Raw genomic sequence first — 23947 nt, 5'->3', positions numbered from 1 at the left:
GTGCTCCCTATTTGTGGCGGGAAATGGACAAATTCGCCCCACGACCATCATATGCAAACCGTCGTAAAAAAGTGTTGCTGAATCGTCACAAAACGAGACCGGGAATGGCATGGTTAACGGGCACGAATAAAGAAAAGCCCGGCGGTGCCGGGCTCCTAATTCTTCAAATCGGGGAATTAGAACTTGACCTTTAGGCTTGTCGACAGTGCAGCGACCAGATCGTTACCAAAGGAATAAGAGACGTCGTCGCCATAGGTCTGGCCATTATACTCGACGGGGCCGGACGAACCGCTCGTCAACACGCCCACGGCACCGGCAAAACGCCATTCGATATTTTCGGTCGGCGTATAGGCGGCGCCGAGACCGAGCGTCCAGCTGTCGGTCTGCGCACCATAACCCTGACTGGTGCCGCGATCCCACGTGAGGCTGACTGCGCCGGCCCACTGATCGTTGAACTTGTGGCCCACGCCGCCGGCGATGGTCCAGCCGTCACGATAGAGAAGGTCGAGCGAGGTGAGTTCCGTAGCGCCACCCGCTGTGCAGGCGGCCAGGCCCTTTGTCGATTTCGGGCAGAAAGCCACGGACTGGAGGACACTCCAGTTCGTCCACTTGACCGATCCGAAGGCGAGCCAATCAGGAGCGATACCGCTTTGCAGCTTCAGCTCCAGCGAATCCGGCGCTTCGGCGGAACCGAAAACCGGTGTGACCTGGCCTCCAAATGTCGGGACAACCGGAACCTGACGGAGATCGACAGTGCCGGTCAGATTATCGTACTTGACGCGACTGTTGTAGACGAGACTCGCGCGCATCGCATATTCCGGAATCTCGTAAGCGAGACCAGCGCGCCAGCCCCAGCCGCTATCGTCGAGATCGAGGCGGCCAATGCCGGTGCCGGTGCCGAGCAGAAGCGGAACCGTTGAAACCAGACGTTCTTTAAAGCCTTCGACTTCCTGATAGAAACCGCCGCCAATGAAGCGAAGCTGTCCAGGGCCGACATCAAAACGATAGGAGCATGTGCCGCCATAGTTTCGGGTTTTGATCTCTGTCTCGATATTATTGTTGGCGCCAGCCCAATTCGAACCGGGGTCGGTATGCGCGCCGAAGGGCTCCGAATAGTCAACGAGGCAGTCGACCGCATCGCCGAAACCAGCCTTAAAGCCAATATAGGGGATGGTGTAATTCGAGGTCTCGTCGGCTGTGTCTGGACGGCTGTTCAGATTGCCGCCCGAAGATAGCGACGTCTGCGTGTCTCGGACGTCCTTCAGCTTGCGCTGCGGCGTGACGTAGGTCACGCCCGACTGAAACGAGAAAGGCGACGTATCGAAGAGCTGATCGATATTGTACCCGCCGCGCTCCAGACCGCCGGCGAAGGACGGCGAGGCAAGCGACGAAAAAAGAACGAGCGACGTTACGCCCCTGGAAAACCTACGCGATGCCATTGTGTCTCCCCCACTCCAGCAATTGATGTCACGCCACTCTAGTAAGTGTTCCCTCGACCTGGCAACGCGGCCCACGGCGGCATTCCCGGGCATTGCACCGACTAACTTACGTAAAGAAATTGACGGACACGTCAAAAAATCTGGTTAATAAAATTTTATTCCAGAGTTTTTGTTTTTCAGATGGGCTTTTGGGTTTTCATTCCAAACATTGCGGAAGATGTATCAATCCGACAACAGTGGCAGTTTTCGCCGACCGGATACCCGTAAAGCCACAATCCACAGGCTCAGCGCCTGAAACCCGCCGCTTTAGGGACCGAATCACGCATGCCCAGAATGACAAAAGACGCGCCCGAAGCGAGCGCGTCTTTGAAATAACTTACCAAAATGGACGGCGAAACTTATCCGGCTTCGCTCACCCTGGAAAGGGCGGTCTTCAGGCTGGTGATCTGCCCCTTCAGTTCATCGAGGCGCTCACGCTCGGCCTCGACCACTTCGGGATTGGCGTTGGCAACGAACTTCTCGTTGGAGAGCTTGCCGTTGATGCGGGCGATTTCGGCCTCCATCTTGGCGATTGCCTTTTCGAGCCGGGCCTTTTCGGCAGAAAGATCGATCAGATTGCCGAGCGGCAGGCAGATGGTGGCCTCGGCGACGACGATCTGAGCAGCGCCCTTCGGCGCATCGTCGGCCAGCGATATCGCCTCGACGCGCGCAAGCCGCTTGATGGCGGCGTCGTGGCGGAACAGCCTTTCGCGCGTCAGGTTGTTGGCCTTGACGACGACGAGCGGGGCTGTCGCCGACGGCGGCACGTTCATTTCGGCGCGCACCGAGCGGATGCCGGAGACGAGGTCGATCAGCCAGTTGATCTCGTCGGCGGCCGCGTCATCGGCGTAGGAAGGTGCCGGCCATTCGGCATGGCAGACCAGCGTATCGCGCTCCTTGCCCTCGCCCGCCGTATGCGCCCAGAGCTCCTCGGTCATGAACGGCATAAAGGGATGCAGCAGCTTGTAAATCTCTTCGAGAATATAGGCGCTGCAGGCCTGGGCTTCGGCCTTGGCGCCTTCGTCCTCGCCATTGAAGACCGGCTTCAGCAGTTCGAGATACCAGTCGCAGACCTCGTTCCAGACGAAGCGGTAGAGCGCGCCGGCAGCATCGTTGAAGCGGAAGGCTTCGAGTGCTTCCGTTACGTCACGTTCCGTACGGGCAAGTTCCGTCAGGATCCAGCGGTTGATGGTGAGCTCGGCGGCTTCAGGCACGAAATGCGGGTCGCTCTTGGCGCCGTTCATCTCGGCGAAGCGCGTGGCGTTCCAGAGTTTGGTGCCGAAATTGCGGTAGCCGGCTATGCGGGCCGGATCGAGTTTCACGTCGCGGCCCTGCGCGGCCATGATCGCCAGGGTGAAGCGCAACGCATCGGCGCCGTATTCGTCGATCAGTTCCAGGGGGTCGATGACGTTGCCCTTCGACTTCGACATCTTCTGCCCATTCTTGTCGCGCACCAGCGCGTGGACATAGACGGTATTGAAGGGTTCGACGGGCTGGCCGTCTTCGTCCTTCATGAAGTGCAGGCCCATCATCATCATGCGGGCGACCCAGAAGAAGATGATGTCGAAGCCGGTGACCAGAACGTTGGTCGGATAATACCGTGCAAGCTCCGGCGTCTCATCCGGCCAGCCGAGCGTCGAGAACGGCCAGAGTGCCGAGGAGAACCAAGTGTCGAGCACGTCCTCGTCGCGCGTCAGGATTTCGCCCGGCTTGAAGTTTTCCAGCAGGTCCTCGACATAGGCCTTCATCGGCCCCTCATGCGAAAGGTAATGCTGGATCGCCGCCTGCAGCGCCTCTTCCTCGGTCTTTTCGACGAAGACCTGACCGTCTGGGCCGTACCAGGCGGGAATCTGGTGACCCCACCAGAGCTGGCGGGAAACGCACCAGGGCTGGATGTTCTCCATCCATTCGTAATAGGTCTTGTCCCAGCTCTTCGGCACCATCCTGGTGCGGCCTTCGCGCACCGAAGCGATCGCCGGTTCGGCAAGCGTCTTGGCGTCGACATACCATTGTTCGGTCAGCCGCGGCTCGATCGGCACGCCGCCGCGGTCGCCATGCGGAACCATGTGCTTGTGCGGCTCGATCTTGTCGAGAAGACCGGCCTCCTCGAAAATTTCGACAATGACTTTGCGCGCATGGAAACGGTCCTGCCCTTCCAGGCGGTCCCAGGCGCCGTGTAGGGCGGCCGGATGGTCGAGACCTTCGAGGAAGTCCTCGTTGTCCTTAATGGCGATCGTGCCATCGATATTCATGATGTTGATCGCACGCAGGCCGGTCCGCTTGCCGACATCAAAGTCATTGAAGTCATGCGCAGGCGTGATCTTGACGGCACCGGTACCGGCCGTCGGATCGGCATAGCCGTCGGCAACGATCGGAATACGGCGACCGACGATCGGCAGGATGACATGCTTGCCGATGATCGACTTGTAACGCTCGTCCTCCGGATTGACCGCAACACCGGTATCACCCAGCATTGTTTCCGGACGAGTGGTTGCAACGACGAGATAGTCGCGTGTTTCCCATTCGGTCGCCTTGCCATCCTCGTCGAAAGCGATCGGATATTGATAGGTGACGCCGGGTTCCAGTGGGTAACGAAGATGCCAAAGATTGCCTTTGATCTCATGCTGTTCGACTTCAAGGTCGGAGATCGCCGTCAGCAGCTTGGGATCCCAGTTGACGAGGCGCTTGTCCTTGTAGATCAGGCCTTCCTTGTAGAGCGTGACGAAAACCTCGACGACCGCTTTTGACAGGCCCTCGTCCATGGTGAAGCGTTCCCGCGACCAGTCGCATGAGGCGCCCAGACGCTTCAGCTGATTGAAGATCAGCCCGCCCGATTCAGCCTTCCACTCCCAGATCTTGTCGATGAAGGCGTCGCGGCCCATGTCGCGGCGGCCGGGCAGTTGCTGTTCCATCAGCTTGCGCTCGACGACCATCTGCGTGGCGATGCCGGCGTGATCCATGCCCGGCTGCCAGAGCACGTCCTTGCCGCGCATGCGCTCGAAGCGCACCATGATGTCCTGCAGCGTGTTGTTGAGCGCATGGCCCATGTGCAGCGAGCCGGTGACATTCGGCGGCGGGATCACGATGGTGAAGGTCTCGGCCCCGGGCTTGGCGTTCGCGCCGGCGCGGAAAGCGTCCGCGTCATCCCATTTAGCGGCGATTTTCGGTTCGACGGCAGCAGAATCATAGGTCTTTTCGAGCATTTTCTGACCAGTTTCGAGGTTCGAGGGTGGCGTTTGTAAATAGGATGGCCACGGCCAAGTCAATAAAAAAGCCGCCCCGGAGACCGGAGCGGCTTTTCAGGAAAAAGCAATCCGATCAGCGGCGCGGGCCGCGCGCCACGCGCTCGATTTCCTCGCGCACCAGCCGCTCGACCAGTGTCGGCAGATTATCATCAAGCCATTCGCGCAGCATCGGGCGCAGCATATCCTCTGCGATCTCGTCCAGCGAGCGGCGCTCCGCCCCGTCGATGGCAGCCGCGAGCTCTTCGAAAGAGCGGCTGATCTGCAGGCCGGCATCCTCCGAAAGCAGCGTCGGCTGAACCTCTTCCATAACGCTCGGCAGGAAACGCTCGGCCGACGACTGAGCAGGCTCCAAAGCCGGCGGCGCCGTTTCGATGGCGGGCGCCGGCTCAGCGACGGCCACCTCAGGTGCTTCCATAAACACCGGCTCGGGGGCCGGCTGCTGGATTCCAACATGCGGGGGTGTCGGGGCAGCCGTGAAGGCAGGCTGCGTCTGATGCGTTTGCGGTTGCGGCTGCGGGGCTGCGGCGCGGGGCGGCTCCGGCATTACGGCCGGCGGCGGTTCGGGCTGGCGGAAGCCGCTCGGAATTTCACGCAGCGCCTGACCGGCCTGCACGGCGCTGCGCTCGGAGGCGGCGCGCACACGGGCGGCGACATCGGCAAGCGACAGGGCGCGGGCCGGCACTTCGGGTTCAGGCGCGGTGCCGGCCGAATTGGCGGCGACGAAACGCGGATCGGAGGAGCGCATGGCCGGTTCGGGGAACTCCACGCCGGCATAGGTGTCATCCACCGTCAGATGGATCTCGGAGCCGTTCTCATCCTCGTCGGCGCCATAGACCGGCGGCAGGGATGCGGAAATCGCCTTGCCGGCGCCGGGCTCATTGCTTTCGATGATCTGGCGGATGGAGGCCAGAATTTCTTCCATGGACGGTTCACGCGCTACGCTTGGCTGAGCCATTTCTATCCCCGTTATCCAAAAACAACGATCGGATGATGTGGAGCGTTCACCCGAATCACCACGACCTTAGAATACCCCAGCTGGGAAAAAAATCATCGCGAATCAAATGAATGCGGCCATGCACAGTTTTGTTACCTGATGTTTCCGACGTGGCGGCGTTCAGCATAAATCATGTTTGTGAAGGCTCTCACGCGACCCTCATAGAAAAACGGGCGCCGATGGCGCCCGTCGCTGAATTCATCAATGAAATCGGCCTCAGAAAACGAATTCGCGCGCCTTGGCGAAACCCGGCAGCGGCTTGACCGAAGCGTTGAAAAAGACGTTTTCCGAAACGGCCCCACGCTCGGCGACGAAGACCTTGGCGCGGGCGGCATTGCCGTAACCTTCGACCGTGACCAGGCGACCGCCATCGCGCAATTGACCGAGAAGAGCAGCCGGAACCTCCTCGACTGCGCCGTTGACGAAGATGAGATCATAGGGAGCGCCGGCAGCATAACCCTTTTCGAGCGGGCCGGTGACGACCTCGACCTTGGCATAGTCGGCAAGTTTTGCCTTCGCTTCGGCGGCGAGCGCCTCGTCGCATTCGAGCGCGATGACGGAGCCCGCGATGATCGACAGCAGCGCCGATGTGTAACCGGTGCCGCAGCCGACTTCGAGCACGAAATCATCCTTGGTGACTGCCGCCAGCTGCAGCAGCTTGGCAAGCGGCGACGCCTCCATCAGGAACCGGGCCGGTTTTCCGGATGCGGCGGCCGATATCTCGACATCGTTGTCGATGTAGGCCAGCAGCTTCGCCTTCTCAGGCACGAATGCCTCACGCGGCACCGTGAGAAGCGCCGTCAGCACGGAATGCGAGGTAACGTCCGTCGTGCGAACCTGGGTGTCGACCATCTTTGCGCGCGCTGCTTCGAAATCCATCATGTCCTCTCGCTCTTTGAAAAGCGGTTCTTGTCCCCCGTCTCTTAATCCGCGCCACGAATGCTTTCAAGGCTTGGCAGCCATCGGCGAAAAGAATCCGGCGGGCGCCTCTTCCGTGCCACAGCAGGGACCGAAGCGTTGCTACTCCGGCGTGGAATCCCCTGCCCCTTCATGTTATGATTGACAGCGGAGGAAACAGGAGGAGGAGCAGGCCATGTCTGCGATTTTGGCGTATTTCACGCTGTTCGATTTTTTCATCGTCGCAGCGCTCATCGGCATATTCTGCTGCGGGCTGCTGGACGGCGAAACGACCCTGAAGTGACAAGGGCCCGAAGCGCTCCGGGATAGAGCTGGCGGCGTCTTGCCGCGATCTTATCGCTGACGGATCCGGCCTGGAAGCTCCAGCGTGCAGTCGTTCCGGTCTGCGATAGAGGATGACTTTCTCAACCGCCGCAGATGGCGTTTTTCCGAAATGCCCTCTTGCGATTTCCTTACGATCATTCTAAACGCTCGCCACGGCTCTGATAACGAGCCCGTGAGGCCTCGTGGCGGAGTGGTGACGCAGAGGACTGCAAATCCTTGTACCCCGGTTCAATTCCGGGCGAGGCCTCCAAAATTCTTCCACATGACATAAGCGATGTGAATGCGGTTCCCGTCTGCGGGTGCGGCATCGACGTTCGCGCGCGGTGCTACCAGACCTGCCGGCCGGGCGAAAAATCGAACTGTGACGGATTGATTCCCGTGAGGAGGTAGAGCGCCTTCAGCCCGCCTTTCCGGATCTCCGCCTGATAATCGAGATCGCTGAACTCAGATGTCTCGTCGATTTCGGGGCCGACGCCGAGTAGCCGTCGCATAGCCTCCGGCGAAATTCTGGTAAAACTGCGAATGTCGCCGCTGCTGTATTTGACGAGCAGCAGGCGGGCATCGGCGTTGTAGTGAAGCGCTTCTATGTCGCGCGATTGGATCAAAAAGGTTTGCATGCGCGCACCCATAGCGGAAGGTGACGCCGCCGCAACAAAATGGTTGACGTAACGTTAATGCGCGTAGGGTTGTCGAGGGAAAGAATAGGCGCTGCCCCGTGAATTGCGAGGCGGCAATGATTGCAGTTTGAAACAAATCGTCAGCTTGACGATCGTCCAACCGGCCTCATATTGGCCCGGGAGGGTGATAGGAGCTGCAATGAATTGGGCTGCCCTCAAATCGAAGCACGCGCGTGCGGCATACGATGCCGAGAGCCGCGATCTCCATGTAAAGTTTCCGGGTTCTCCACCGGTTAAACATGCGGACATTCCGCCGCACGTCTACGAGAGCCTGCTGGCAACGAGCGATCCGCACTTCTACTACAACTATTATGTTGCGCCTTCCCGCGTCGCATCGGGCCGCCGACATGCGGTTTCTCTCTCCTACGCCATGAAGCTCGTCCTCATCCTTGCCGCCTGCAGCCTGTTGATGGCGACCAGCCTTGATCCTGACCATGGCGGCGTTTTCGAGGAAAGCGAAATCAGATCGAATTAGGCCGGCTCAATCACAGGGCGGCAATGCGGCTGGATGCAGCGTCGAAATTGTCCGTTCTGTTCTGATTGCGATAGCGGCGGTCGTCCCGGTTGCGGTCGTTCCCGCCATCACGCTCGTTGCGGCCGTTGAAATTGCGATAGTTGCGAGGCCCGTTGTAGCTGCCGCCTTGGCCATGGTCGACCACGCAGCCTTCGGGACGGCGGCAAATGCCGCGGGCGTCGAAACCGCCATTGTCGACGGCTTGAGCCGCCGCGGGAACGCCGGAGAGGATCGTCGCCGCTGACAGCGCGATAACAAAAAATGCCTTCATTTCCTCACCTGGACCATTGTGACGCATTTTCGCGTTTTACATTTCATAAACCACGAATGCGAAATGCGCTCCACCGTTCCACGAGCAGCTGCGGGCGGCAATCAGCCAGCCGGTTTTCCACGCCTGTGCCACCAGACCGCCAGCCGCCGCCGAAGCCGGCGCGCAACAGGCAGATCGTGCGAAAGCACGAGGAAGCCGAGCGGCAGCATCCAGAAGCCCAAGATCGGAAGGAAGCCAAGGAACCCGCAAAGAATCAGGGCCACGCCGATCGCCATCCGCGCAACGCGCGAGCGCGGCATGCCGATGCTGAAGGCACCGAGCATAAGCCTGCCGCTGGCGTGATCGATACCGAAGCGCCGCCCCCGCTTCCCGGGCCTATCGCCGCCCCTCGCCTCTTCGCGTTCATTCCCATTCGTCATTCCCCAGAGATGGGCACGGGCACCCCAAATACAAGTTCATTTCATTTTTTTGAAAAAACTGCTTGGCAAATCGGGAAAGCATTTGTATTAGCCCACTCACACCGCGCCAAGCAGTGATCCCTGGTAGCTCAGCGGTAGAGCATTCGACTGTTAATCGACAGGTCGCCGGTTCGAATCCGGCCCGGGGAGCCATTTCGGTACGAAACTGCGAACGCCTAGCGTCGCCGTTTCCACTCCAGGCTTTCCTCCAGACACCTCGGCGAGGGTCTGGAGGAGCTTGAGGGCCGAACCACGGATCACAATCTGATCCGCTCCCACCTCAGCCCGCTGTACGAGACTTTGGATGTGGCTTCTCCGGAAGGTTCCATCTTCCCGGCGCAACCGCTGTCTGGCCATTCGGGCGAACTCGTTAATCGATTCCATAGTGACGGTGGCGCTCCGCGCATCCCGGCTTTCCGCGCGTTCAACGTCGGCCCTAGCCGAATCCCTAATCCGCTTCAGCTCTGCGATCCTCCCCTTCAGATTCGAATCATCGAGATCAGCCAGACCGTTCTCGATGGCGCGATAAAGCCGGGTTAGTTTCTCCTCAGCGTCAGAGGCTTGATGTTTGAGCGCGGTAATCCGCTCCTTCTCCTTCTCAGCGTGGTCCGAACGGCGCTCTACGAGCGCGCCCAGCATGTTCTCCAAGCGGCCAGGCGCTAGCAGCCGGGTCTCGATATGCTCGACGACGATCGAGTCCAGCTCTGCCATCGGGACAGTACGCCCCTTACAGCCTGTCCTTCCCTGCCGTGCGGCAGTGCAGCAGGTATAGTACCTGTACTCCTCACCCTTGCCGGACGTCCGCAAGGTCATGGCACCGCCGCAGTCGGCGCAATAGACCACTCCTCCTAGGAGCGTTGGTGAATTGACGAAACGGGGCGCTTTGAGTTGCGGAGCGCGCGATTTGAGCATCTCCTGAACCGCCTCGAATTCTTCCGGCTCGATGATGGACGGAACCTCGACCTCGACGATGTCCTCGGGGTTCTTTTTGGTGCCCTTGCGCTTGCCACTAACATTGAAGCGATGGACCCCGATGTAAGTCCGGCGGGTCAGCAGCTCGTGGACCGCTCCCAGACCCCATCGGCCACCGGTCTGCGTCCGGAGGCCGCGTTCATTCAGATATCCTGCGATCTGGCGGACACCGAGCGGACCGTCCCCGTCGCCGATCCGGGCCAGTCGGAAGATCAAACGCACGGTTTCGATATGGATGGGATCGGGCTCAATTTTCTTCTTGGTCCGCGCTCCGCGCATCTCGGCGGCAACGATCTTGTAGCCAAAGGGCGGGCGGGAACCGTTCCAATAGCCCTGACGGGCGTTCTCGCGCATTGCCCGGAGGGTGTGCTTGGCGTTTTCCTTCGACTGATACTCGTCGAACAGCGCCATGATCTGGCGCATCATCACGCTCATCGGATCGTCACCGAGATCCTGGGTGATGGAAGTCAGCCGGATGCCATTCTTGGCAAGTCGTCGGACGTAGAACTCAAGTTGGAACTGGTCGCGAAAAAAGCGGGAGAACGAGTGGACGATGATTGTGTCGAACGGTGACGGCTTCTGAGAGGCCTCGTCCATCATGCGCTGAAACGCGGGGCGCTTATCGTCGGTCGCTGTCGCGCCCGGCTCAACAAACTCCGCAACGACCTCGATGCCGCGGGCCTCGCAGTAGCCGAGAAGCTGGCGCCGCTGATCAGGGATAGACAGGTCCTGCTCGGCCTGCCTTCCGGTCGAGACACGGAGATAAAGCGCAGCTCGCCCCGGCATCGCCAAGGCGGGAGTCGCGTTGGCGTTCATGCGAGACCTCCACGTTTGAAATCACTTCGTAATGCCGAGAATCCTGTCCAGGTCGTCGCCGAGGTACAGCTCGAACAGCTCCAGCTCTTCGACGAAGACGGGGACCTCGTCCGGCCAGTCATCGACGATCGTAGGTTGCCATTTCGGCTTCGTTGCCTTGGCAGGCCTTTTTCGCGGCAGCGGCGCCCGGTAGAAATCCAGGAAATCGTCTTCGCCAGCACCGGGCTCGGGAAATGGGATAATCTGTGCGGACATGCGTCTATAGTCGTCGCAATCGACACGAAATCCAGTATCCTCCCCGCGTCGGCATCCCGTACCGTTTGGGGATCATGGAGAATGACCGGCGGCTCCTGGGCGCAGCCGGATAACGCCGTGTAGCGCAAATACTTGCGCGTTTCGGTGTAAACGTAGCCCTTCGCAGGTTCGGCGGGCATATCGGAGTACATCAGCGCTCCCCGTCGTAGTCGGAATCCGCAATCGCGGCCTCGCCGGCCTTGCAGGTTCCGCGCATTCTGGATATATTCTGGATATACGCCGGAGACACGAAATGAGCAAGCCTTCTCAGCAGCGCGCAATCGCCAATTTCCGCAATCGGCTGGCCGAAAAAGGGCTGGTCCGCTTCGAGGTGACCGGTCGGGATTCCGACCGCGATCTGGTGCGGAACGTCGCTCGCCGCCTTGCAGAGGGCGGCCCTGAATCCGATCGGCTGCGGGCTGCGGTAAAGGACAACGTGGGCGGTGAACCACCGAGCAAAGGCGGCATCCTCAAGGCGCTCCTGGCTTCGCCCCTGATCGGCTCGGAACTCGACCTGACCCGTGCGCGTGAGGAAGGGCGCAAGGTCGATCTTTGATGCGCTATCTGCTCGATACCAACATCCTCAGCAATTTCACGAAGCCGGCGCCTTCGGAATCGCTGGTCGCGTGGATGGCAGACCAGTCGGACGACGACCTTTTCATCGCCTCGCTGACGTTGGCGGAGCTTCGCAGAGGCGTGCTCGAGAAGCCCGCCGGCAAGCGTCGCGATCAGCTCGACGTGTGGTTCAGCGGCCCTCAAGGTCCGCAGGCGCTGTTCGCCGGTCGCATCCTCCCGTTCGATGAGCGGGCCGGCATCGCCTGGGCGGAGCTGATGGCCGAAGGCAAAGCCGCGGGCCGGCCGCGCAGCGGGCTCGATACGATCATCGCTGCGGTCGCCGCCGCCAACGACTGCGTTGTCGTCACCGACAACGAGCGCGATTTCCCTGGCATCGAAATCATCAATCCGTTGCGGGGCACGCCGTGAGCGGGCCGAACGGAGGAACTGAGCGATGCTGACAAGGGGCTATTTCATCGGCGAGATCGTCGACGCGCTCAGCGATGTGGCGGGTCAGGTGTCCACGCGCGGACGCCTGGGTCTTACCGACCTCAACAAGCACGCCGAGGATTTTTTCAAGACGATCCTCAATCACCTGCTTTCGCTCTCGCTTGTGAATCTCAACGCGGATCGCAGCAATGAGCCGGGGCTCGATCTCGGCGACAAGACTAACAAGGTCGCCTTCCAGATCACCGCGACCCGCACGTCGGCGAAAGTCAACGACATGCTGGGGACGTTGAGCGACGAACAGATCAAGACCTACACGAAAATTCGCGTATTGATGATCGCTGGCAAGCAATCATCGTACACTCTTGATGCCGCGTTGAGCGCACGCGCGTCGTTCGACGACGACGACATCTGGGACATCCACGATCTCGGCAAGCTCTGCATGGACATGCCGGTCGACGTGCTGCAGATCGTCTATAACCACGTCCGCAGCGAACTCGCCCGCATCAAGATCGAGCTGGAGATTCCCGACGCGGACGGCAAGTACCCCACGACGCTTGCCGACTTCATAGAAGCCATCCCCAAGCCGCAGATGTCGGACCTCACCAAGTTCAACAAGCTGCTCGAAGACCAAGGCCTCGGCGAGGATCTGGACAAGACCCAAAAATCCCTTGCGACGCTCTCCGCGGCGCTGGCCAAGCTGCCTCGCATCACGCGGGAATTTCTCGTCATGCTCATCGAGCGTCGGGAGACCGAGCGGCGGCGGCGGTTCGGCGGCAACGACTACGTCGAGATCAATGCCGACAAGCTGATCAGAATTTCGCGCTACCCAGACAATGACGGCGAGTTGCGCGTCCTCGACAGCTATGGATTTGTCCGCTTCGACGAACCGGACGAACATGGGGAAAGTGCCTATTGGCGCGTGTTCCTCCCCGGCCTAACGCTCGAAGGCTTCCTCGTGCTGCTCGAACACGTCGAGGCGACCGGGATTCCGCTAAGCCGGCCCCTGGTCGCGCTTGATTTCAGCGATTTCTAGTCGGCCCACCGCGAAGGCATCGACGGCAAAGGTCGGAATCGACCTTGACTCCGAAGCTCCAAAGATAGAACAAATAGAGAACATGATGCTGAACCCGTCCCCGGAGGTCAACGAGGAATTTGCGGCCCGAGCCCGCCATAGAGTCATTGCGCGCGCAGATCGAGAAGATCGAAGGCAGAGCCCGGCGCGTGAAATCGGTGCTTCCATTCGGAATCTCCGACATCGACTCACGCCTTCCAGGCGGTGGCCTGATGCTCGGCGCACTCCACGAGATCGCAGGCGGCGGTAACGGCGCTGTCGACGGTGCGGCGGCAGCACTCTTCGCTGCCGGCGTCGCCGCGCGAACCAAAGGCAAGGTCCTCTGGGTCATCACGCGACCCGATCTCTTCGCGCCGGCGCTGGCGCAGGCAGGCCTCGCACCGGACCGCGTGATCTACGTCGAAGCGGGCAACGACAAGACCGTCCTCGCGTGTATCGAGGAAGGTCTTCGTCACGGAGGGCTCGGCGCTGTTGTCGGCGAAGTAGCGCGGCTCGACATGACCGCATCGCGCAGGCTGCAGCTCTGCGCAGAGGGAAGCGGTACGATCGGCATCGCATTGCGCCGATGGCGTCGCCAGACCGAGGCCTCTGATTTCGGCCAGCCTACGGCCGCCGCAACCCGATGGCGCGTCTCAGTCATGCCCTCGGCGGCATTACCCGTTCCCGGCGTCGGCCGCCACCGCTGGCTCCTAGAGCTGATCCGCGCCCGGGCGGGCGAAAGTGCAGATTTTGAAGTGGAGGCGTGTGATGACTCGGGTCGTCTCGCTCTTCCTGCCGAGCTGGTCCACCGACCGGCTTCGGCGGAAGGCTGGCGACGCGGCGCCTCCGGCTGAGGCGCCGCTCGCTCTGATAGGCCGTGACGGGAGAAAGCAGGTGGTGTTGGCGCTGGACGCCGCGGCCCAGGCCGCCGGCGTGCGCGTGGGGATGCCGGCGACGAAAGCGCGTGTTCTCGTCCAGGGCCTCATCGTTCACGATCATGACGCGGTCGCCGACGCCCAGGCGCTCGACCGCCTCGCGCTGTGGATGCTCCAGCGCTACGCACCGATCGTCACCGCCGACCCTCCGGACGGCCTCGTGATCGACTCCACCGGCGCCGATCACCTCCATGGAGGCGAGGACGCCATGCTCGCGGGCCTGATCGATCGGCTTGCCGCATCCGGCGTGCAGGCGCGAGCGGCGATTGCCGACACCTGGGGAGCGGCGCATGCCTTGGCTCGCTACGCCGCCAAGCCCGCGCTGGTCGCGCCGGTAGGCCATAGCAGCGCGGTCCTGGCAGGCCTGCCGCTGGCGGCCCTTCGTTTGCCCGTCGACATGATCGCAGCGCTCCATGTCCTTGGCTTCGAGCGCATCGGCGATCTCCTCGCTCAACCGCGCGCGCCGCTCACCCTGCGCTTCGGGCCGCAGCTCGGCCGCCGCATCGATCAGGCGCTTGGGGCGCTCAGCGAGCCGATCGACCCGATCCGGCCCGACGAGCTGATCCAGGTGAAGCGCAATTTCGCCGAACCCATCGGCGCAGCCGAGACCATCGCTCGCTACATTGGCAAGCTGGTCGTGCAGCTCTGTGCCGAGTTGGAGGCAAAGGGCCTCGGCGCCAAGCGCCTCGATCTGATCTGCCACCGCGTCGACAATCGGCTGCAGGCCGTCCGCGTCGGCACCGCCATGCCCGTGCGCGACGTGAAGCGCCTGACGCGGCTTCTGACCGACAAGATCGAGACGATCGAGCCCGGCTTCGGCATCGAGATCCTCAGCTTGACCGCCACGCTGGCCGAACCGCTCTGCGAAAAGCAGACCCTGACGTCCATGGTCGAAGACGGCGCGCCTGATGTCTCAGACCTGGTCGACACGCTCATCAACCGGGTCGGCGAGCGCAGCCTCTACCGGGCGGCACCGATCGCGACCGAGGTGCCGGAGCGCTCGGTGCGCCGGATTGCGCCCATGGCGCCGGACACAGGCGCGACTTGGCCGGGCCATTGGCCACGGCCGTCGCGCCTGCTCGCATCGCCGGAGCCCATCGAGACGATGGCGCTCCTGCCGGATCATCCGCCGGTCGCCTTCACCTGGCGCGGCATCCGGCGGCGCGTCCGTCACGCGGACGGGCCCGAACGCATCCGGGGTGAATGGTGGCGCCGCGATGCCGAGCTAACCGCCGTGCGCGACTATTTCCGCGTCGAGGACGATGCCGGCGAGCGCTATTGGATTTTCCGCTCGGGCGATGGCGAGGACCCCAACAGCGGCTCCCAGCACTGGTTTCTGCACGGAGTGTTCGGATGACCAGCCCAGCCCGCTACGCCGAACTTCAGGTCACCTCGCATTTCTCATTTCTGCGCGGCGCGTCGTCTTGCGAGGAGATGTTCGCTCAGGCTGCGATCCAGGGCATCGAGGCGGTCGCCGTCGTCGATCGCAACTCGCTCGCGGGTATCGTGCGCGCCTTCGAGGCCGCTAAGACGACTGGCGTGCGGCTCATTGTGGGCTGTCGTCTCGATCTCGCCGACGGCGCGTCGATCCTGGTCTATCCGACCGATCGCGCCGCCTATGGCCGGCTTTGCCGGTTGCTCTCCCTCGGCAAGAAGCGTGGCGGTAAAGCCAAGTGCATCCTCGAATGGGCCGATCTCGTCGCCTACAGCGACGGCCTGATCGGCATTCTCGTTCCCGACGAGGCCGATGAAACCTGCGGCCTGCGCCTGCGCCGGCTTCGCGATACGTTAGGCGACCGGGCCTACCTGGCGCTGACGCTGCGCCGGCGGCCCAATGACCAGCTCCGCGTCCACAAGCTGTCTAACCTGGCTGCGCAGATGCGCGTGCCGACCGTCGCCACCAACGACGTGCTCTATCACGCACCCGACCGCCGCATTCTGCAGGATGTGGTGACCTGCATACGGCACGGCATTACGATCGACGAGCTGGGCGACCGGCGAGAGTACGGCGACCGCTACCTGAAGCCGCCGGAGGAAATGTACCGGCTGTTTCCGCGCAATCCCGAGGCCGTCACCCGAACTATCGAGATCGCGGCGCGTTGCCGCTTCGATCTGAAAGAGCTGGCCTACCAGTATCCGGAGGAGCGCGACGACCCGACGCTCACTCCGCAGGAGACCCTGGAGAACCTGACCTGGGAAGGCGCTGAAGCGCGCTACCCCGAGGGCGTTCCCGATAGCGTGCGGGCGTCGCTGAAGCACGAGCTCGGCCTGATCGAGAAGCTGCAATATGCGCCGTACTTCCTGACGGTGAACAGCATCGTCCGCTTCGCCCGCTCGAAGGACATCCTCTGCCAGGGGCGCGGCTCGGCCGCCAATTCCGCCGTCTGCTATGTGCTCGGCATCACCTCGATCGATCCCGGCCGCAACGACCTTCTATTCGAGAGGTTCGTGAGCGAGGAACGCCGCGAGCCGCCCGACATCGACGTCGATTTTGAACACGAAAGGCGCGAGATCGTCATGCAGTGGGTGTTCGACACCTACGGCCGTGACCACGCCGCGCTGTGCTCGACGGTCATACGCTATCGCACCAAGGGCGCGATGCGCGATGTCGGCAAGGCGCTCGGCCTGACCGAGGATCTGATCAAGACGCTCTCTGGCCAGGTTTGGGGCTGGTCGGAAGGCGTCGAGGAAAAGCACGTCGAGGCGCTAAACCTCAATCTCAGCGACCGGCGCCTGCGGCTGGCGCTCGATCTCGCGCGCCAGCTCATGGGCGCGCCGCGCCATCTGTCGCAGCATCCGGGTGGATTTGTTCTCACACACGACCGGCTCGACGAGTTGGTGCCGATCGAGCCTGCTGCGATGGCGGACCGCCAGGTGATCGAATGGGACAAGGACGACATCGACGCCTTGCGCTTCATGAAGGTCGACGTTTTGGCCTTGGGGATGTTGAGCTGCATGAAGCGCGGCCTCGACATGCTCGCGGACCACAAGGGCATCAATCTCGACCTCGCCACGATCCCGGCTGAGGACCCGCGCACCTACGCGATGATCAGGCGGGCCGATACGCTCGGCACCTTTCAGATCGAATCCCGCGCCCAGATGTCGATGCTGCCGAGGCTGAAGCCGCGCACCTTTTATGATCTGGTGGTGCAGGTCGCGATTGTCAGGCCCGGGCCGATCCAGGGCGATATGGTGCATCCGTATCTGCGTCGGCGCGAAGGCCTGGAGCCCGTCGTGTTCCCGAAGCCCGAGCTGGAAAAGGTGCTGGGCAAGACCTTGGGCGTACCGCTCTTTCAGGAGCAGGCCATGCGCGTCGCTATAGAGTGCGCCGGCTTCACGCCCGGCGAAGCCGACATGCTGCGCAAGTCAATGGCCACCTTCAAATTTACGGGCGGCGTTTCCAGCTTCAAGGAGAAGCTGATCAAGGGAATGGTCGACAACGGCTATCAACGCGATTTCGCGGAAGCGACGTTCAAGCAGCTCGAAGGCTTCGGTTCTTACGGATTTCCGGAATCGCACGCAGCCTCTTTTGCGCTGATCGCCTATGCCAGCGCCTGGCTGAAATGCTGGCATCCCGATGTCTTCTGCGCCGCGTTGCTCAACGCCCAGCCCATGGGCTTCTATGCCCCGGCGCAAATCGTCCGCGATGCGTTGGAGCATGGCATCGACATCCGGCCCGTCTGCGCCAATGCCTCACGCTGGGACTGCACGCTGGAGCCGACGGACGATGATAGTCGCTTTGCCGTCCGGCTCGGACTGCGCATGGTCAAGGGCCTCGCAAACGCCCACGGAGCCACGATCGTCGGAGCGCGGGCCGACCAGCCCTTCGCCTCGATTGATGATCTCTGGCGTCGCGCCGGCGTGCCATCCGCCGCGCTGGTACAACTCGCCGAGGCGGATGCCTTCCGCCCCGCGCTAGGGCTCGCCCGCCGCGAGGCGCTGTGGGCAATCAAGGCGCTCCGCGACGAGCCGCTCCCACTGTTCGCGGCCGCATCCGCCCGCGAGGAGGCGGTCGTGCCCGAGGTGAACGAACCCGCCATCGAGCTGCGGCCGATGACGGCGGGCAGCGAGGTGGTCGAGGATTACGGCCATGTCGGGCTGACGCTCCGAGCCCATCCTTTGAGCTTTCTGCGCGAGGATCTCCGCCGTCGGCGGATCGTCTCCTGTGCGGAGGCCATGGCGACCCGTGACGGGCGCTGGCTCGAAGCGGCCGGCATCGTCCTCGTCCGCCAACGTCCCGGCAGCGCCAAGGGCGTGATGTTCATTACTCTGGAAGATGAGACGGGCATCGCCAACCTGGTGGTCTGGGCAAAGGTGTTCGAGGCAAACCGCCGCGCCGTCCTCTCGGCCAGCATGATGGCGGTACGCGGCCGCATCCAGCGCGAGGGCGACGTTGTCCACCTGGTCGCACAGCGCATCACCGACCTCTCGGCCGATCTTGCCAGCGTCGGCAGCCGCGACGGGGCGTTCCCGCTGCCTCACGGCCGCGGAGACGAGGCCCGCACCGGCGGCTCCGGTCCCGACCCGCGCGAGCTGCCGCCCAAGGGGCTGCGTACGCGCGACATCTACATTCCTGACCTGCATATCGACACGATCAAGGTGAAGGCGCGGAATTTTCATTAGCCGCGCATTTCCACCGCTCGCTTATACTTACGCCAGCCGCCCTGTTGTTTTCCGCGAACAAGGCAGTGGACGAAGCGACATTATATTGCGCGGCGCTAGTTTCAGGAAATATTCCTACGATAGAATGCGCGATGCTGCGCTACCGTGCAGTTGCATCACCGGCGACGGAGCAGGACAACAGAAGAAAGGGCACCAGGGGGGCGTATGATCAGTCGAGGTTCGGAATGGCACCGCTGGGAGCCGCATATTCATGCCCCTGGCACCATCCTCAACAACCAGTTCGGTGCAGCCGATCCCTGGGGTGCATACCTCACGTCGCTCGAGGGTCTGACGCCGAAGGTCGAGGCAATCGCGGTCACCGACTACTACGTCACCGAAACCTACGAGGAGTTCCTTAAGCATATTGCCGCCGGTCGCTTGCCAGAAGTGAAGCTGGTCTTCCCGAACATCGAGCTGCGCCTGGACGTAGCGGCGAAGTCGGGTTTCGTGAACGTCCATCTTCTCGTCAGCCCGGAAGATCCTGATCACCTCTCGGAGGTGAAGCGTATCCTCAAGCGCCTCCAGTTCCACGCGTTTAACGACCGCTTCGATTGCACGCGCGAGGAGCTGATCAAACTTGGAAAGCGCGCCGATCAGTCGATCACCGACGACGGCGCGGCGCTTCGGCACGGCGCGACGCAGTTCAAGGTCAACTTCGATCAGCTGCGCAAGGTCATCGGCGAAAGCGAATGGGCGACCAAGAACATCCTCATCGCGGTCGCTGGCGCGGCTGGAGACGGCACCTCCGGCGTCCGGCAGGCCGCCGACGCGACCGTGCGGCAGGAGATCGAGAAGTTCGCGCACATAATCTTTTCGAGCAGCGCGGCGCAGCGCGAGTTCTGGATCGGCCAACGTGGCGTGACGATCGAGGAGCTGCGCACTCGATATGACGGCTGCAAACCCTGCCTTCACGGCAGCGATTCCCATGACCAGAAATCCGTGGGCCAACCCACCGACAACCGCTATTCGTGGATCAAGGGCGCCCTTGAGTTCGATGCCCTGCGCCAAGCCTGCATCGACCCCGAGGGCCGTGCCTATGTCGGCGAACACCCGCCGAGCTCGGCGATGCCATCCCAGGTGATCTCGCACGTCAGGATCGACGATGCGGATTGGGCGACCACGCCGGACATCCCGCTCAACCCCGGCCTTGTCGCCATCATCGGCGCTCGGGGTTCGGGCAAGACCGCCTTGGCCGACGTGATCGCGGCCGGCTGCGATGCGATCACCCCATCCGGATGGGACGCGGACGAAAACATTAGCCCATCATTCCTGGCGCGTGCGCGCCGGTTGATCGGCGACGCGGCGACCACGCTGACGTGGGGCGGCGGCGCGACGGTTACCCGCGCCCTCGATGGCAGCGACGCCAACGGCCATATGTCGTTTCCGCGGGCCCGCTACCTGTCCCAGCAGTTTGTCGAGGAGCTTTGCTCGGCCAAAGGCGTGTCCGACGGCTTGGTCGACGAGATCGAGCGTGTGATCTTCGAATCGCATTCGCAGGACGATCGCGAATGGGCACTCGACTTCGCTGAGCTGCGCGAGCAGCAGACCTCCCGGTTCCAGCAGGCGCGCGAACGTGAGGTCCAAGCGATAGCGGACATCTCGGACCGCATTGCCACTGAGTTCGAAAAGGAGAGCCTCGTTGCCTCGCTGACTAAGCAGGTCGGCGAGAAGAAGAAGCTGATAGCCGACTATACCGCCGATCGTGCCAGGCTCGTTGTGAGAGGGACTGAAGCCCAGGTCGCCCGCCATACGCAGCTTAGCGAAGCCGCGCAGAAGCTCCGCAGTACCATCCAGAATTTCGGGAACCAGCGCCGCACCTTCGTAGCCCTGCAGGACGAGGTACGCTCCATGCGGGCAACCGGCTCGCCGGAGATGCTGCGGCAGGCCCAGGCGCGTCACACCAATAGCGGGCTAAATGCCACGCAGTGGGACGAGTTCCTGCTGATCTATAAGGGCGACGTCGACAAGAGCCTTACGGCATACGTGACCTGGGCGGATGGCGAGATCCGGAAGCTCCAGGGCGTCCCGCCGCCGCCCGGCGATCCCAACGTCGCGCTGATTGCCGATACCGCCGATGTCTCGAAATTGGCGCTGGCGCCGATCGCCGCCGAGATGACTCGGTTGGAGGCACTATTCAGCGCCGACAAGCTGGTGCGCGATCAATACTCGGCGCTCACCAACCGCATCGCGCAGGAGAATTCGGCGCTTCAGACCCTCGAAACGCGCCTTACAGATGCGCAGGGTGCCGCCGCGAGGCGCAAGGATCTCCAAACCGAGCGCGATGATACCTACGGACGGGTTTTTGAGGCGATCATCAACGAGCAGGACGCGCTCGCCGGACTTTACGCGCCCCTGATGGCGCGCCTTGCCGCTTCGTCGGGGACCCTGAAGAAGCTCAGCTTCTCCGTTCGCCGGATCGCCGACGTTCAGACCTGGGGAAACTTCGCGGAGGAAGAGCTTCTCGACCGTCGCAAAACCGGACCCTTTTATGGGCGCGGTTCGCTTATCGGCGCAGCCACAGAAGCACTCAAGCCGGCGTGGGAAACCGGATCGGCAGCCGAGGTTCAGGCCGCCATGACGGCGTTCATGGCAAAATACCTGCGAGACCTGCTGTCCCATGCGCCTTTCGCGCCGACGCAGCAGGCCGATTTCCGTGCCTGGTCGAAGCAGTTCGCGCACTGGCTTTTCGGCACCGATCACATCACCGTCCGGTATGAGATCTCTTATGACGGCGTCGACATCCGCAAGCTATCGCCCGGCACGCGCGGCATCGTGCTGCTGTTACTCTATCTGGCGCTCGACGATTCCGATGATCGGCCGCTGATCATCGACCAACCCGAGGAGAACCTCGATCCGAAATCTGTCTTCGACGAGTTGGTCGCGCTCTTCATTGCGGCGAAGGCCAAGCGCCAGGTGATCATGGTCACGCACAACGCCAATCTGGTGATTAATACCGACGCGGATCAGATCATCGTCGCCGAAGCAGGACCGCATCCATCAGGCGGCTTGCCACCAATCAGCTACGTGGCGGGCGGACTTGAAAATGCGGAAATCCGGAAGGCAGTCTGCGACATCCTCGAAGGCGGCGAAGCCGCCTTCCGTGAGCGCGCCCGGCGTCTTCGCGTCCGCCTCGAGCGATAGGACGGCGAGATGGCTGCGCCCGACATCGCCGTCTCCGATACGCGACAGCCACTCGACCCGCTGTCGGAGCGCGGCTGGTCTCTTCATCGCAGTGAAGGCGCGGACGCCGACGCGACAATGAGTGAGCTGGGCAAGCTCGGCGATCGCATAGGCACTCGTGTTGGCGGCCGCGCCGGCGCGCTCGAAGAGGTCATCGAACCTCACAGCGCCGGCGATGCGCATCCGCGATCCTTGAGCGCTAGCTACGGCCTGGGCGTCCTGCCGTTCCATACCGAACTCAGCCATCGCACCAGACCATGCCGCTATCTTCTACTCGGGTGTATCGACCCAGGATCGCCCGCAGCGGCGACGATGCTCCTCGACTGGCGAAACCTCGGCTTTTCGTCGGAAGAGCGTGACCTTCTCGAAGAAACACCGGTGCTAGTTCGTAGCGGCCGGCGTTCCTTCTACACGACGATCCTCGCGCCGGGTGGAGCCTTCCTGCGATACGATCCAGGTTGTCTTGAAGCCGTCGACCAGCGCGGCCGCGTAGCCCTGGCGCTCATCGAGAATCGAATTGCCGCGGCGTCGCCGCAAGCCCATCAATGGCGCAAGGGCGACATCCTTATTATCGACAACTGGCGCGTCCTTCACGGGCGCAGTCCGTCGGACCCAGGGTCCGGCCGACGCCTCGCAAGGATTCTCATCGATGCCTGAAGACGTCTTCATCGCCATAAACGGCGACGCGCTCCATGCAAAATCGAAGGTCTATATCGGCCGAGCGTTGGCCCGCAAAGGCGCCAGCGATCTCGACGAGTATCAGCTCTGGGCATCTCTCGCGCTTGAGCTGCTTGGCAAGGCCGCACTCGCCCGTAAGCACCCGAGCCTCGTGGTCGATCCGACGCACTGGCAGTCTATGTTCGTCGCCGCCGGCATCAACGTCACCACGGACGTGAAGACGATCGCCGCCAAGACCCTGTTCGAGCGCTTGGCCCATCTTGTCCCTCGCTTCGATAAGACGGTCCAGAAATTCTGCCAGGACATCGCCGAACGTCGAAACGCCGAACTGCATTCGGCCGATCTTCCCTTCCGGACGATGCGTCTCGACGCCTGGGAGGCACGCTATTGGCATGCGTGCGACACGATCTTGCACCAGATGGGTTCATCGCTGGAGCAATGGCTCGGCGCGGCCGATGCAAAAGCGCCCCGCCAGCTTCTCGATGAAGCGGCCAAGGCCCTCGCGGCCGCCGTCAAGCTGCGCGTCGAGGCCGCCCGGGAGCAATTCGAGGCGTTGAAGAAGGCAGAGCGAGAGCGCCTGACCGGCGAAGCCGAATTGCGCGAACCGCAGCACCAGGTCGGCATCTTCAAGGGCCGCTACGACGAGATCTGGTCGGAGAGCTGCCCGGCCTGCAAATGCCGCGCCTTCATGACTGGCGAGCAAACCGGCGAAGACATCAGCGAGGAGCGCGATGAGCATGCGATCTGGGAAGTCGTCGACCGCGAGTTCGTCGGTGAAGAGTTTCGCTGCCCAACATGCGATTTGACGCTGATGGGAAGCGACGAAATCGACGCCTCTGGACTGAACTACATCCACGAGGACCAGCAAGAACGTGAAATGGAATACGAGCCGGACTACGGGAATGACTGATCGCAAATGCAGACAGACGCAATGGGGCAAGGCCTATGCCGGTTTACTTCATAGGCGAGGATGAAAACGGGTGCTCGCCGATCAAGGTCGGCGTTGCCAAGGATATTGGCCGGCGAAAGAGCGACCTGCAGACCGGCAATCCGCTCGAACTCAAACTCCTCGGCTGGATCATGTCGGCCGACGATTTCGAGACCGAGCGCGATCTGCATCGTCGCCTCGCATCCCGCCGCGGCCGCGGCGAGTGGTTCTACGTCGAGCCGGCCGACGTCCTGCCTTTCCTAATGGAGGTCGGACAGCGCGGATTCGTCGCGAAGAACGCCGATGCCTTCGAGATCACCGGTTACGACCGCGACGCCATCCCCGAATATCTCGGCGTTTGGGAGTGGGCCGACCTCGAAATCGACGAATGCTGTCCCTTCTGCGGATGCCTATGCGGCATGCATTTTCAGGAGGCCTCTCAGATGTACTACTGCATCCAGTGCGACACGCTTACCGACTTCTCGGAACTGTCCCCGGATGACCGCGAGGGGCCAGGAGACTGACTGGCCTCAAGACCAACAACGAA

The 23947-nt window shown here is 62.1% G+C and carries 20 protein-coding genes and 2 tRNA genes; 13 read left to right on the top strand and 9 right to left on the bottom strand.

Translation table 11 applies throughout. The annotated features are described in order from the left end of the window. Positions 1-176 precede the first annotated feature (176 nt). From RHEC894_RS09440 to RHEC894_RS09425, 4 genes are all read right to left on the bottom strand, one after another. Entirely contained in the window at positions 177-1439 is a 1263-nt protein-coding gene (locus tag RHEC894_RS09440) for an OmpP1/FadL family transporter (protein ID WP_085737067.1), read from the bottom strand. Between the two features lie 398 nt (positions 1440-1837). Beyond that, positions 1838-4681 (bottom strand): valine--tRNA ligase, encoded by a 2844-nt coding sequence (locus tag RHEC894_RS09435; protein ID WP_085737066.1) that lies wholly within the window; start codon positions 4679-4681, stop codon positions 1838-1840. A gap of 115 nt (positions 4682-4796) precedes the next feature. Next, the gene (locus tag RHEC894_RS09430; protein WP_085737065.1) at positions 4797-5678 is read right to left on the bottom strand and encodes a DUF2497 domain-containing protein; all 882 of its coding nucleotides are present in this window, start codon (positions 5676-5678) and stop codon (positions 4797-4799) included. Between the two features lie 255 nt (positions 5679-5933). Next, the gene (locus RHEC894_RS09425; RefSeq protein ID WP_206427907.1) at positions 5934-6599 is read right to left on the bottom strand and encodes a protein-L-isoaspartate O-methyltransferase; all 666 of its coding nucleotides are present in this window, start codon (positions 6597-6599) and stop codon (positions 5934-5936) included. A 536-nt stretch (positions 6600-7135) separates the two neighbouring features. Between RHEC894_RS09425 and RHEC894_RS09420 the strand changes: the two genes are divergently transcribed. Further along, positions 7136-7209, top strand: a tRNA-Cys gene (locus tag RHEC894_RS09420). Positions 7210-7285: 76 nt separating this feature from the next. Here the strand turns inward: RHEC894_RS09420 and RHEC894_RS09415 are convergent. Next, the gene (locus tag RHEC894_RS09415; protein ID WP_010068980.1) at positions 7286-7588 is read right to left on the bottom strand and encodes a hypothetical protein; all 303 of its coding nucleotides are present in this window, start codon (positions 7586-7588) and stop codon (positions 7286-7288) included. A gap of 187 nt (positions 7589-7775) precedes the next feature. On the opposite strand from RHEC894_RS09415, the gene RHEC894_RS09410 reads away from it, so the two are divergent. After that, positions 7776-8111 (top strand): KTSC domain-containing protein, encoded by a 336-nt coding sequence (locus RHEC894_RS09410; protein WP_010068981.1) that lies wholly within the window; start codon positions 7776-7778, stop codon positions 8109-8111. A gap of 10 nt (positions 8112-8121) precedes the next feature. Here the strand turns inward: RHEC894_RS09410 and RHEC894_RS09405 are convergent, their stop codons facing one another. Then, entirely contained in the window at positions 8122-8421 is a 300-nt protein-coding gene (locus RHEC894_RS09405) for a hypothetical protein (protein WP_085737064.1), read from the bottom strand. A gap of 101 nt (positions 8422-8522) precedes the next feature. Next, positions 8523-8840, bottom strand: coding sequence for a hypothetical protein (locus RHEC894_RS09400; RefSeq protein WP_085737063.1), 318 nt, complete (start codon positions 8838-8840; stop codon positions 8523-8525). 117 nt (positions 8841-8957) lie between these two features. Here RHEC894_RS09400 and RHEC894_RS09395 point away from each other — a divergent pair. Next, positions 8958-9032 (top strand) — tRNA-Asn (locus tag RHEC894_RS09395). Here RHEC894_RS09395 and RHEC894_RS09390 read toward each other — a convergent pair. Next, positions 8991-10637 carry a recombinase family protein gene (locus RHEC894_RS09390; protein ID WP_245339515.1) on the bottom strand — a complete coding sequence of 549 codons (1647 nt, stop codon included), beginning with the start codon at positions 10635-10637 and terminating at the stop codon, positions 8991-8993. The two genes, RHEC894_RS09395 and RHEC894_RS09390, sit on opposite strands and share 42 nt — an antisense overlap. A gap of 51 nt (positions 10638-10688) precedes the next feature. Beyond that, on the bottom strand, positions 10689-10922 hold the full coding sequence (locus tag RHEC894_RS09385) for a hypothetical protein (RefSeq protein WP_085737062.1): 234 nt from the start codon (positions 10920-10922) through the stop codon (positions 10689-10691). 292 nt (positions 10923-11214) lie between these two features. On the opposite strand from RHEC894_RS09385, the gene RHEC894_RS09380 reads away from it, so the two are divergent. The 10 genes from RHEC894_RS09380 (at position 11215) to RHEC894_RS09335 (ending at position 23924) form a co-directional block, all read left to right on the top strand. Next, complete coding sequence (locus RHEC894_RS09380) at positions 11215-11517, top strand: hypothetical protein (protein WP_085737061.1); 303 nt, start codon at positions 11215-11217, stop codon at positions 11515-11517. Next, positions 11517-11945 (top strand): PIN domain-containing protein, encoded by a 429-nt coding sequence (locus tag RHEC894_RS09375; RefSeq protein WP_206427906.1) that lies wholly within the window; start codon positions 11517-11519, stop codon positions 11943-11945. The genes RHEC894_RS09380 and RHEC894_RS09375 overlap by 1 nt, the downstream gene beginning before the upstream one ends. Before the next feature lie 25 nt (positions 11946-11970). After that, the gene (locus RHEC894_RS09370) at positions 11971-12999 is read left to right on the top strand and encodes an SMEK domain-containing protein (protein WP_085737059.1); all 1029 of its coding nucleotides are present in this window, start codon (positions 11971-11973) and stop codon (positions 12997-12999) included. Between the two features lie 119 nt (positions 13000-13118). Continuing rightward, complete coding sequence (locus RHEC894_RS09365; RefSeq protein ID WP_085737058.1) at positions 13119-13871, top strand: ImuA family protein; 753 nt, start codon at positions 13119-13121, stop codon at positions 13869-13871. Next, a complete protein-coding gene (locus RHEC894_RS09360; RefSeq protein ID WP_085737057.1) occupies positions 13786-15309 on the top strand; it encodes a DUF6504 family protein in 1524 nt (507 codons plus the stop codon). The genes RHEC894_RS09365 and RHEC894_RS09360 overlap by 86 nt, the downstream gene beginning before the upstream one ends. Further along, on the top strand, positions 15306-18575 hold the full coding sequence (locus RHEC894_RS09355; RefSeq protein ID WP_085737056.1) for an error-prone DNA polymerase: 3270 nt from the start codon (positions 15306-15308) through the stop codon (positions 18573-18575). The genes RHEC894_RS09360 and RHEC894_RS09355 overlap by 4 nt, the downstream gene beginning before the upstream one ends. Positions 18576-18779: 204 nt before the next feature. Continuing rightward, complete coding sequence (locus RHEC894_RS09350) at positions 18780-21755, top strand: TrlF family AAA-like ATPase (protein WP_085737055.1); 2976 nt, start codon at positions 18780-18782, stop codon at positions 21753-21755. A 9-nt stretch (positions 21756-21764) separates the two neighbouring features. Continuing rightward, entirely contained in the window at positions 21765-22451 is a 687-nt protein-coding gene (locus tag RHEC894_RS09345) for a TauD/TfdA family dioxygenase (protein WP_085737054.1), read from the top strand. After that, positions 22444-23382, top strand: a complete 939-nt coding sequence (locus tag RHEC894_RS09340) for a hypothetical protein (RefSeq protein ID WP_085737053.1) — start codon at positions 22444-22446, stop codon at positions 23380-23382. The genes RHEC894_RS09345 and RHEC894_RS09340 overlap by 8 nt, the downstream gene beginning before the upstream one ends. Positions 23383-23417: 35 nt before the next feature. Then, positions 23418-23924: a GIY-YIG nuclease family protein gene (locus tag RHEC894_RS09335; protein ID WP_085737052.1), complete on the top strand. Its 507-nt coding sequence runs from the start codon at positions 23418-23420 to the stop codon at positions 23922-23924. Positions 23925-23947: the final 23 nt, after the last annotated feature.

The organism is Rhizobium sp. CIAT894, assembly GCF_000172795.2.
Classification (GTDB): domain Bacteria; phylum Pseudomonadota; class Alphaproteobacteria; order Rhizobiales; family Rhizobiaceae; genus Rhizobium.
This window is presented reverse-complemented; position numbering and strand designations above follow the sequence as displayed.